This is a genomic window from Rhodococcus sp. KRD162, assembly GCF_017168335.1.
In the GTDB taxonomy this organism is placed as follows: domain Bacteria; phylum Actinomycetota; class Actinomycetes; order Mycobacteriales; family Mycobacteriaceae; genus Rhodococcoides.
In genome coordinates this window covers 1-10,390 of sequence record NZ_JABFAU010000064.1, presented here as the reverse complement: position 1 = coordinate 10,390, position 10,390 = coordinate 1, and the positions used below count along the sequence as shown (strand labels likewise).

At 64.6% G+C, this 10,390-nt stretch carries 12 protein-coding genes; 8 read left to right on the top strand and 4 right to left on the bottom strand.

The genetic code is table 11. From position 1 onward, the window contains the following. Both J1M87_RS26495 and J1M87_RS26490 read right to left on the bottom strand, forming a co-directional pair. On the bottom strand, positions 1-233 hold a 233-nt coding region (locus tag J1M87_RS26495; RefSeq protein WP_274611114.1), incomplete at its 3' end, for a carboxyl transferase domain-containing protein. Between the two features lie 48 nt (positions 234-281). After that, the gene (locus J1M87_RS26490; protein WP_206492670.1) at positions 282-1,424 is read right to left on the bottom strand and encodes an acyl-CoA dehydrogenase family protein; all 1,143 of its coding nucleotides are present in this window, start codon (positions 1,422-1,424) and stop codon (positions 282-284) included. A gap of 94 nt (positions 1,425-1,518) precedes the next feature. Here J1M87_RS26490 and J1M87_RS26485 point away from each other — a divergent pair, with 94 nt between their 5' ends. The 3 genes from J1M87_RS26485 (at position 1,519) to J1M87_RS26475 (ending at position 4,090) form a co-directional block, all read left to right on the top strand. Then, a complete protein-coding gene (locus tag J1M87_RS26485) occupies positions 1,519-2,100 on the top strand; it encodes a TetR/AcrR family transcriptional regulator (RefSeq protein ID WP_307830931.1) in 582 nt (193 codons plus the stop codon). Between the two features lie 78 nt (positions 2,101-2,178). Next, positions 2,179-3,198 carry an LLM class flavin-dependent oxidoreductase gene (locus J1M87_RS26480; RefSeq protein WP_206492669.1) on the top strand — a complete coding sequence of 340 codons (1,020 nt, stop codon included), beginning with the start codon at positions 2,179-2,181 and terminating at the stop codon, positions 3,196-3,198. Between the two features lie 85 nt (positions 3,199-3,283). Continuing rightward, complete coding sequence (locus tag J1M87_RS26475; RefSeq protein WP_206492668.1) at positions 3,284-4,090, top strand: transglutaminase family protein; 807 nt, start codon at positions 3,284-3,286, stop codon at positions 4,088-4,090. Between the two features lie 11 nt (positions 4,091-4,101). Here the strand turns inward: J1M87_RS26475 and thiD are convergent, their stop codons facing one another. Continuing rightward, entirely contained in the window at positions 4,102-4,893 is a 792-nt protein-coding gene (gene thiD / locus J1M87_RS26470; protein WP_206492667.1) for a bifunctional hydroxymethylpyrimidine kinase/phosphomethylpyrimidine kinase, read from the bottom strand. Between the two features lie 163 nt (positions 4,894-5,056). Here thiD and J1M87_RS26465 point away from each other — a divergent pair, with 163 nt between their 5' ends. The 5 genes from J1M87_RS26465 to J1M87_RS26445 all read left to right on the top strand — a co-directional run bounded on the left by J1M87_RS26465 (position 5,057) and on the right by J1M87_RS26445 (position 9,349). Next, positions 5,057-6,649 (top strand): NAD(P)/FAD-dependent oxidoreductase, encoded by a 1,593-nt coding sequence (locus J1M87_RS26465; protein WP_206492666.1) that lies wholly within the window; start codon positions 5,057-5,059, stop codon positions 6,647-6,649. A gap of 155 nt (positions 6,650-6,804) precedes the next feature. Then, positions 6,805-7,161, top strand: a complete 357-nt coding sequence (locus J1M87_RS26460) for an STAS domain-containing protein (RefSeq protein WP_206492665.1) — start codon at positions 6,805-6,807, stop codon at positions 7,159-7,161. A 31-nt stretch (positions 7,162-7,192) separates the two neighbouring features. After that, positions 7,193-7,582: an STAS domain-containing protein gene (locus J1M87_RS26455; RefSeq protein WP_206492664.1), complete on the top strand. Its 390-nt coding sequence runs from the start codon at positions 7,193-7,195 to the stop codon at positions 7,580-7,582. 28 nt (positions 7,583-7,610) lie between these two features. Then, positions 7,611-8,039 carry an ATP-binding protein gene (locus J1M87_RS26450; RefSeq protein WP_206492663.1) on the top strand — a complete coding sequence of 143 codons (429 nt, stop codon included), beginning with the start codon at positions 7,611-7,613 and terminating at the stop codon, positions 8,037-8,039. 38 nt (positions 8,040-8,077) lie between these two features. Further along, on the top strand, positions 8,078-9,349 hold the full coding sequence (locus tag J1M87_RS26445; protein ID WP_206492662.1) for a PP2C family protein-serine/threonine phosphatase: 1,272 nt from the start codon (positions 8,078-8,080) through the stop codon (positions 9,347-9,349). A 42-nt stretch (positions 9,350-9,391) separates the two neighbouring features. On the opposite strand, the gene J1M87_RS26440 is transcribed toward J1M87_RS26445, so the two are convergent. Continuing rightward, positions 9,392-10,390: FAD-binding dehydrogenase (locus J1M87_RS26440; RefSeq protein ID WP_206492661.1), on the bottom strand; the 999-nt coding region annotated here is incomplete at its 5' end.

The following is a 10,390-nucleotide window of genomic DNA, read 5'->3' as shown; positions in this document are numbered from 1 at the left end:
CGGTTCTCACCCAACCCGAAATTCACCGAACGATGCCGAGCCAACGCATCGAGCTCGACGAACGACCCCTCGTCGAGCAACGCCGTGATCCGCTCCCGCGCCGTCAACTTGCCCTTCGCGTGGACCCTGTCCACCGCCGCCTCACCCGACGGAACCTCCGCCACCATCAGACGTTTACGAAGATCAGCCAACTTACCCGCAGTGGTATGAATATCGGGCTCGGTTGTTGTCATGAAGTGTCCCTTACGTTCTCGGTTCGGAATTACGTGTCGGCCTCGCGCTCACGCGGTGGCGAGCGAGCGCGCGATGACCAGCCGTTGAATCTGATTGGTGCCTTCGAAGATCTGCGTGATCTTGGCATCGCGCATGTAGCGCTCTACGCGGAAGTCTCTGGTGTATCCGTAGCCGCCGAAGACCTGCACCGCGTCGGTGGTCACTTTCATGGCCGCGTCGGTGGCAATCAACTTCGCCACGGATGCATTGCGGGAGTAGGAAAGTCCGGCGTCGCGGCGGCGAGCGGCGTCGAGATAGGTGGCGCGGGCGGAGTCCACGGCCGCAGCCATGTCTGCGAGAACGAAACCCAGCCCCTGATGATCGATGATCTTCTTGCCGAATGCAGTGCGCTCCTGAGCGTATTTCACCGAATCGTCGAGGGCCGCCTGGGCAATTCCCACTGCGACAGCGGCAATGCCGAGCCGTCCGGCGTCGAGCGCGCTGAAGGCTATCTGGAGCCCCTGCCCCTCCGCGCCGATCCGTCGTTCGGTGGGCACGTGCACGTTGTCGTAGTGCGCAGAGGTGGTCGGGATCGCATGGAGTCCCATCTTCTCCTCGGGCCTGCCGAAGCTGAGTCCGTCGCTTCCGTCGGGGACGAGGAAGCACGAGATGCCCTTGGAGCCTTCTCCGGTACGGGCGAAAAGGTTGTAGAAGTCGGCAACGCCGCCGTGGGTGATCCACGCCTTCGATCCGTTGACGGTGTACCCGCCGTCGGTGGCAATCGCCTTGCAGTTCAGTGCCGCGGCATCCGAGCCCGCCTGGGCCTCGGACAACGAGTACGCGCCGATCTGGGCCCCGCCGAGCATGCCGGGGAGATGGTCCTGTTTCTGCTGATCGGTACCGAACGCCATCACGGGATGGCAGGCCAGGCTGTGCACGCTGACCGCGACAGCGACTGCCGCCCAGCGCGATGCCAACTCTTCGAGCACCTGGAGGTAGACCTCGTACGGTTGGCCGCCGCCGCCCCACTCCTCCGGGTACGGCAGGCTCAGCAGCCCTGCTTCACCCAGAGTCGCGAACACCCCTTCCGGATAGGTCTCTTGGCGTTCGTGTTCGTCGACGATCGGGTCGAGCACCTTGTCCGCCACATCGCGAGTGAGCGCCACGAGGTCACGCGCTTCGGCAGTGGGCAGCAGACGATCGACAGGCACGGACAACCTCCGGGACTTTCAGCATCAGTACTGCAGGGTGATCCGCAGTACTGATGCACAGTACTGCACAACTCGATGCAGTACCATCCTTGATGTGAACGCACCCGTGACCTCCCACGCCACGGCGCGCCGTTCCGAGCTTTTCGACCAGCTCGTCGGCCTGTTCTTGGCAGAGGGTTTCGCGCACCTGACGCTCGATACCATCGCGGCGCGGCTGCGCTGCTCCAAGTCGACGCTGTACACGCTGGCCTCGAGCAAGGATCAGCTCGTCGGCGGAGCCACCGTGCACTACTTCAAATCCATGACCACACAGGTCGAAAACGCGGTTGCCGAGGTGGACGGCACCCGCAATCGCATCACCACGTATCTCACCGCCGTCGGCGCGGCGCTCGAATCTGCATCCGAGCAGTTCATGACCGACCTCGCATCGCTCGAATCTGCCCGTTCGGTGTACGAGCGCAACACCGCCATCGCCGCCCGCCGTGTTCAGGAGCTGATCAGCGAGGGCGTGGCCAGCGGCGAGGTACGCGATGTCCACGCAGCATTCGTCGGGGACGTCGCATCCTCGGTCATGGTTCGAATCCAGACCCGCGAGGTGTTTCGCCTGACGGGCCTGAGCGACGGTGACGCCTACCTCGAACTGGCGAAACTGTTGACAGCGGGCATCGGCGCGTAATACCGACGCGGGAATGAATCCGGCCCGGCACGCGCTGTAGTCTGCGAAACAGTTGATCGTTCAACGAAAGAGCATGCGATGAAGAAGATCGGATTCCTGTCCTTCGGACACTGGTCACCGTCCCCACAGTCACAGACACGATCTGCCTCGGACGTGTTGCTGCAGTCGATCGATCTGGCGGTCGCAGCCGAAGAACTGGGAGCCGATGGCGCGTACTACCGCGTCCACCACTTCGCCAACCAGCTCGCCTCGCCGTTTCCCCTGCTGGCCGCAGTAGGGGCCCGAACGAGCACCATCGAAATCGGCACCGGCGTCATCGACATGAGGTACGAAAACCCGTTCTACATGGCCGAGGACTCGGGTTCGGCCGATCTCATCTCGGGCGGGCGGCTGCAACTCGGCGTCAGCCGGGGATCGCCCGAACAGGTGATCGAGGGATACCGCCACTTCGGGTACGTGCCCGCCGAGGGCACCGATCAGGCCGATATGGCCCGCGAGCACACCCGCATCTACCTCGAGCTGCTCGAAGGCAAGGGATTCGCGGAGCCGAACCCGCGGCCGATGTTCCCCAATCCGCCCGGACTGTTGCGCCTCGAACCGCACTCCCCCGGTCTGCGCCAACGCATCTGGTGGGGCGCAGGTACCCGCGAGACGGCCGAATGGACCGCCCGTCAGGGCATGAACCTGATGAGCTCGACCTTGTTGAGCGAGGACACCGGAGTGCCCTTCCATCAGTTGCAGGCCGAGCAGATCGAACGCTTCCACAAGGCGTGGAGCGACGCCGGTCACGGCTTCACACCCCGCACCTCGGTCAGCCGCAGCATCTTCCCGATCGTGAGCGATCTCGACCGCGCCTACTTCGGCCGCGAGGGCAGCGGCCAGGACCAGGTGGGTTACCTCGACGGCGGAAAAGCTCGATTCGGAAAGACCTACGCGGGCGAGCCGGATCGACTGATCGAAGACCTCGCAGCAGACGAGGCGATTGCGGCCGCCGACACGTTGTTGCTCACCGTCCCCAACCAATTGGGTGTGGACTATTGCGCGCACATCCTCGAAACCCTGCTCCGCGATGTCGCACCCGCGCTCGGGTGGCGTTGATCACCTAGTGATCAACGGCGTTTGAGCTGGGCACACGAGGGTACAGGCACCGAGTTCACCCCTCCACCACAGGCCAGGAGTGCCCATGCTCAAACGCGATGTATCCGCGCGCCTCGATATAGACATCACGGCAGCCACCACGCTCGAATTCCAGATCGCGGTCGCGCCCCATCCCGGCGCGACCGTCACCGAATCTCTGTCCTTTGTCCTCGACGGCAATCCCGTCGAAGCAAAGGAAATCAGCGGACCACACGGCAATCGAATTCATGTCATGCCCGCCGATGTCGGCAATCTCCAGGTCTCGTACGACGCGAGCATTCTGGGTAACACCACCCCGGCACCGGTCACCGATTACGATATGTCGCTCTATCTTCGGCCGAGCCGTTACGCCGAGGCCGACAAGTTCTACGGTTTCGCGGCAACGGAGTTCGGTGATTACGCCGATTCCGAGGAGTTGTTGGAAAAGATCTCGGCGTGGGTCGGCGCTCGCCTGAGTTATGTTCCAGGAAGCAGTGATCCGATCGACGGAGCTACCGACACACTGCTTGCCGGTCAGGGCGTGTGCCGCGATTACTCACATCTGGTCGTTGCCATGCTGCGCGCGGTCAATGTTCCGGCCCGTCTCGTGGCGGTGTACGCACCCGGCTGCGAACCGATGGATTTCCATGCGGTTGCAGAGGCCTTCGTCGGAGGCAAGTGGCGGGTGGTCGACGCGACCTGCCTGGCTCCTCGCTCGACGCTGGTGCGCATCTCGGTCGGTCGAGACGCGGCCGATACCGCTTTCCTGGACAACCACAAGGGTGCGATCACCCTCAACAGTTCGGTCGTCACCGCGGTGGTCGACGGCGAATTGCCCCAGGACGACATCACCGAGCTGGTCTCGCTCACCTGACCCGCTCGGGATCAGTCGTGCCATCCCACCGCGGCGAACGGCGCGTTGCTCTCGATCCGACCGACGATGCCCGCGTGCGCGAAATCCTTGGCTGTGGAGACGGCGTCGTGTATCTCCGTGCCCTTGGCAAGCTCCGCGGTGATGGCTGCCGCGAAGATGCAGCCGGCGCCTGATACCCGTTCTTCGCCGATCTTCGGAGCGCGGAGCACGGTCAGCTCGGAACCGTCGAAGACGACGTCGACGGCCTCGTCACCGGGCAGACCGACTCCGCCCTTGACCACGACGTAGCGAGGTCCGAGGTCGGCGATCTTCTTCGCGGCTTCACCGAGTTCGTCGACGGTGGTGATGGAATCCATTCCGGACAGCGTCTGCGCCTCGAAGAGGTTCGGAGTGACAACGGTGGCCAGCGGAAGAATCTCGCGACGCAGAGCATTGTCGGTGTCGAGTGCAGCACCGGGCTCCTGGCCCTTGCAGATCAACACCGGATCGACCACCACATGCCGCCACGGTTGCAGGCGCAACGAGGCTGCAACCGTGTCGACCGTCGCGGGGGTACCGAGCATGCCGATCTTGACGACGTCGAGATCATGTGCGGCAGTGGCAACTTCGATCTGATCGGCGATCACTGCACTGTCGACGGGCACGAATCGGTGCCCCCACCCCGCCTTCGGATCGAAGGAGACGATGCAGGTGATCGTGCCGAGGCCGTAGACCCCGAGCCGCTCGAATGTCTTGAGGTCGGCCTGCAGACCGGCTCCGCCGGTGGCTTCCGACCCTGCGATGACATACGCGATTGTCGACATGCACTCCAGTATGACAACCGGCGTTCGGGTCCGACGAACGCGGTCGATCCACCGAATCCGGTGCCGGATCACTGCCGCGAGAAGCCATCCTCCGGTCGGTCGGTACCCGGTGTCGGTAGGGTCCTGAGCAAGAAGACTTCGACCGAGGCGAGGAGCATCACCGATGGCCGACACCGAGGTCGATGCGCTGGTCATCGGGAGCGGTCACAACGGGTTGGTAGCGGCGGCCGCGATGGCCGACGCGGGTTGGGACGTGCTCGTGCTGGAGGCGGCCGAACACCCCGGCGGTGCGGTACGCAGCGCCGAGCTGGTTCCAGGGTTCACCAGCGACCTGTTCAGCGCCTTCTACCCGATGGCGCTGGCGTCTCCCGCCATCACGGCACTCGAGCTCGAGTCCCACGGGCTGCAGTGGTCGCACTCACCCGCGGTCTACGGCCATGCCCGTTCTGCGCAGGACACGGACGCTCCCGTCGTCCACCACGATGTCGAGGCCACCGCCGCCTTGCTGTCCCATTACGATCCCCGTGACGGCGACACCTGGATGACGCTCTTCGAGCAGTGGAAGCGCATTCGCGGACCACTTCTCGATGCACTGTTCGGGCCGTTCCCCCCGGTGTCGGCGGGAGCACGGCTGGTCCGCACCCTCGGGCTGGCCGAGACGATGCGTTTCGCGCGATTCGCGGCCCTGCCTGCACGCACGATGGCTCACGAGCTCTTCCACAGCGACGCCGCTCGGTGTCTGTTGCTGGGCAACGCGATGCACGGCGACGTACCCACCGATGCCCCGGTGAGCGGAATGATGGGCTATCTGCTCACGATGCTCGCTCAGGACGTCGGCTATCCGGCTCCGGTAGGGGGATCCTCGGCCTTGACCACCGCTCTGATTCACCGCGGGGCCGCGTCGGGTGCCGGTCTCGAATGCAGTCAAGCAGTCGAGACCATCGACGTGCGCGGTGGTCGCGCCTGCGCGGTACACACCGCGGCCGGAGACACCTTTCGAGCCCGCAGAGCGATCGTGGCCGACGTGTCGGCACCGGCGCTCTACGGTTCGCTGCTGCCGTACGACGCCGTTCCACGCCGCCTGCACGAGGATTTGCGTACCTTCGAGTGGGACACCCCGGTGGTCAAGGTGAACTACGCCCTCGATCGCCGAATATGCTGGAATTCACCATCATTGACCGATGCGGGCACCGTTCATCTAGGCGCGGACGACAACGGCCTCGTACACTGGGCAGCGGATCTCACCACCGGGGTCCTTCCGCAGAGCCCGTTCATGTTGTTCGGTCAGATGACCACCGCCGACCGGACCAGGTCGCCTGCAGGCACCGAAAGCGCTTGGGCGTACACCCATCTGCCCCGAGGCGTGGTGGACGACGACGCCGCCGACATCGTGGCGGATCGCGTGGACAGCGTTCTCGAAGCCCACGCGCCGGGATTCCTGGATTCGGTTCTCGGGCGGGTGGTCCAGCGGCCGAGCGATCTACACGGTGCAGATCCCAATCTGCACAGCGGCGCGGTCAACGGCGGGACGGCGCAATTGCAGCAGCAGTTGATCTTTCGGCCGACGCCCGGGCTCGGCCGTTCGGAAACTCCGGTGGACGGCCTGTTCCTGGGATCGGCCTCGGCACACCCCGGCGGCGGGGTGCACGGTGCGGCCGGCCTGAACGCGGCGCGTGCGGCGCTCGGCCAACGAGGTGCTCGCGGTTGGCTGAAGAAGAAGGCCACCAGCTCGCTGATGGAACTGCTGACCCGATAGCGCCGTTACCGAATCGAGATTTTTCGTTATCGGTTCGAGATCACCGGCTGAGCTTTCTGCAATCCCACGCTGTCATCGTCGACACCACACCATCTCGACGTCCCGCACCGCCGGACACCGCGAGCGGGACGAGGGCCAAGGGAAGAGGTAACGACATGTCGACAAGCACCGCAACGATGGAACACACTCTGCAGGACGACGACGGCACCTTCGGCCTCGACACAGTATGGAATCCGGACGGCTCGAGCGTCCTACGAGCGTTCGGCGAGCTGGACATGTCGACTCGGGCAGAAGTGGTCCACACTCTCGACCGGCTGGCATCGAAGTCTGCTCGGGTGACGGTCGATCTGTCCGGGGTGTCGTTCGTGTATTCCGGTGTCGCCAACGCGATCATCGATGCCACCTATGTGCATCCGGGCAAGATCGACGTCGTGGCTCCCGCCCGTTCGGTGCGCATGGTTCTGGAGGTATTGGGCGCGGGCTCGCTGCTGGTCGGCACTTTTCGGTCGTGATCGGAGTTCGACAACAGGTAGCGTCACGAACATGTCAGAGGTGCCCGCCGAAGTCCCGTTCGATATAGCGTCCGCCGATCACGACTCGACGACCGTGCTCACCGTGCGAGGCGAACTTGATCTCGACACGATCCCCGAATTGTCTGCCACTGCTTTTCCGGCGGCAGAGACCGCAGAAGGGGGGCTCGTCGTGGACCTGACCGATGTCAGCTTTCTGTCGTCGAGCGCCATCACAGTTCTGGTGCGGGTATGCGATCGCCTGCCGGATACCTCGCGGATGGCGCTGGTGGCGGTCGACGGTGTCGTCGTCCGGCCCGTCCGGCTCAGCGGAATCGATCGCGTGATGGCAACGTTCACCACCGTCTCCGACGCGGTGGCCCACGTGCGGTCGGCGGCTCATGACGGCGAGAGCCGACAATGACCCGCCGAAGTCGGTCGGGGCATCCATCGTGACCGAGAGCCATTCCTCCACGCCGCATCGATGGAGCCATACCGCGCAGGCGGAATCGACGGTGGCGACCACCATCCGACGGCGACTGCGCAGCTGGGTTCTCGAACTCGGCGTCAACGGTGCGCTGGTCGACGACATCGTGCTCGGCGTCTACGAGGCCCTTGCCAACGTCGTCGAGCACGCCTATTCCTCGTCCCCCGAAACCGGAACCATGTCGATCACGGTGACCTACGAGCACGAGACGCTGACGGTCACCGTCTCCGACACCGGGACGTGGCGCCCGCCCACGTCGACGACGACTCGCAGCCATGGGCTGCAACTCGCCGCCGCCGTCGCCGATGATCTCTCGGTCGACCACCGACCCGGCTTCGGCACCGTGGTGACAGCGGTCTGGAGCAAGCCGCTCGCCGCGGCGGGGCGCATCTGATCACTCGAACCATCCGTACCGACCCGGGAGGAATACACGTGACCGCTTCGGCTGCAGAGCTACTCGCCACAGCTCCGTGCGGAGTGTTCTCGATCGACGTCGACAGCGGAAGAATTCTGTATGCGAACGCGGCGGCCGCGCGAATCACCGCGCGCAGTCGCGACACGCTGGTCGGCGTCGCCGTAGCAGACTTGTTCACTGCGGAGTTCGGCCCGGTGTTGACCGACCTGATCGTGGCGGCCTCGACATCCGACTACGATTCGCCGATCGCCGCGAGCGCCCATCTCGACGGTGCGCCCGAGGGTGCTTCGCCGACAGCGGTGTCCATGTTGGCGAACAGTCTTCGCGCGGAATCGGGTGCGCTGACGGTGACGATGACGCTGCACAACGAGACCGAACGTCGGGTGCGCGAGAAGGATCTGGTGGACGCTCGAAGAAACGCCGAGGCGGCGCAGGACGACGCAGAGGCGGCTCTCGACAGGTCGCAGCACGCGTTGGGAGCGTCCGAGCAAGCCCGAAAACAGGCCGAAGCCGAGAAGACTCAGGTGCAGATCCTGGCGTCGACTCTGCAACGGACTCTGTTGCCTCCGATTCTGTCCGCCCCGCACGGCATGAACGTCGCTGCTCACTACCACCCGGTTTCCATCGACGAGGTCGGCGGCGACTTCTACGATGTGTTCCCGCTCGACACGAACACCTGGGGCTTCTTCCTCGGTGACGTGAGCGGAAAGGGCGCGGGCGCTGCAGCTGTCACCTCGTTGACCCGGTACACGCTACGGGCCGCGGCGGTCTTCGACCGCAATCCGATCTCGGTGCTGGAAAATCTCAACACCGTTCTGCACCACGAGTTTCACGGCGACGATCCGAGGTTCTGCACCGTCGTGTTCGGCACCATCACGCCGGGACCGGACAGCGCCGTGGTCGACCTCGCCAGTGGCGGGCACCCGCCTGCCCTTCTGGTCACCCGCGATGCCGAGGTCGAGTACGTGAACACAGCAGGTGGTCAACTCGTGGGAGCGTTGTCCGAGCCCCACTTCGCGTCCGCGTCGGTGACTCTGCGGGCCGGGGACGTCATGGCGTTCTACACCGATGGCCTCACCGAGGCCATCGTCGGGCCCGGACGAACTCGCTTCGACGACGACGGCAGCCTCGAATCCTTCGTCACCGAGCGCGGACCCACCACCGCGGCGAAGATCGTCGAGGACCTCACCGCTCTGCTGGCATCGTTCGGCGCCGGACTTCAGGACGACGTGGCGCTGCTCGCCTTCGGGGTCCCGTCCACCGTCACCGATGCATCCACCGGGCCGTAGCCCCTGGACAACGGCGACAGCGCCGGCTGGCGGAGGGGCTGCTCACGCCTGAGAGGCGAGCGCGCGACCGGCCTGTCGTCCGCCGAAGATGCATCCGCCGAGGAAGGTTCCCTCCAACGAGCGGTATCCGTGCACGCCGCCGCCGCCGAAGCCGGCGATCTCGCCTGCCGCCCACAATCCCTCGATCGCCTTTCCCGCCCCGTCGAGGACGCGCCCCTGAAGATCGGTCTGGATGCCTCCCAGCGTCTTTCGCGTCACGATGTGCAGTCGTACCGCGATCAACGGGCCGGATTTGGGGTCGAGAATCTTGTGCGGGGATGCTGTCCGGGCGATCCGCTCGCCACGGGATCGACGGGAATTGTGGATCGCAGAGATTTGCAGGTCCTTGGTGAACGGGTTGTCCACCTCACGGTCGCGAGCCTCGATCTGCCGCTTCAGATCCGTGACGTCGATCAACTCCTCTCCGGTGATCGCGTTCATCCCTCGTACCAGTTCGCCGAGAGTGTCGGCGACGACGAAGTCCTCGCCGTTGTTCTTGAACGCCTCCACCGGACCGCTCGCCCCGGGCAGTACCCGGCTGAGAACGAGCTTGAGGTTCTTGTCGGTGATGTCCGGATTCTGCTCCGACCCCGACAGCGCGAACTCCTTCTCGATGATCTTCTGGGTGAGAACGAACCACGAGTACTCGTACCCACTGTCCTGGATGGCCTTCAATGTTCCGAGGGTGTCGAATCCCGGGAAGTTCGGAACCGGAAAACGTCGACCACGCGCGTCGAACCACATCGAGGAGGGTCCCGGAATGATCCTGATGCCGTGGTTCTTCCAGATCGGATCCCAATTCTTGATGCCCTCGGTGTAGTGCCACATCCGGTCTCTGTTGACCAGCCGACCACCGACCTGCTCGGTGATACCGAGCATGCGGCCGTCCACATGCTCGGGGACACCCGATATCAACGACCTCGGAGCCGTCCCCAACCGATCCGGCCAATTCTCGCGCACCAGATCGTGATTGCCCCCGATACCCCCCGCGGTCACGAGCAC

Excerpts from the sequence above, each read along its gene's own strand:
- J1M87_RS26480 (WP_206492669.1), top strand. The coding sequence starts at position 2,179 with ATGAAGAAGATCGGATTCCTGTCCTTCGGACACTGGTCACCGTCCCCA.
- J1M87_RS26475 (WP_206492668.1), top strand. The coding sequence starts at position 3,284 with ATGCTCAAACGCGATGTATCCGCGCGCCTCGATATAGACATCACGGCA.
- thiD (WP_206492667.1), bottom strand. The coding sequence starts at position 4,893 with ATGTCGACAATCGCGTATGTCATCGCAGGGTCGGAAGCCACCGGCGGA.
- J1M87_RS26465 (WP_206492666.1), top strand. The coding sequence starts at position 5,057 with ATGGCCGACACCGAGGTCGATGCGCTGGTCATCGGGAGCGGTCACAAC.
- J1M87_RS26460 (WP_206492665.1), top strand. The coding sequence starts at position 6,805 with ATGTCGACAAGCACCGCAACGATGGAACACACTCTGCAGGACGACGAC.
- J1M87_RS26455 (WP_206492664.1), top strand. The coding sequence starts at position 7,193 with ATGTCAGAGGTGCCCGCCGAAGTCCCGTTCGATATAGCGTCCGCCGAT.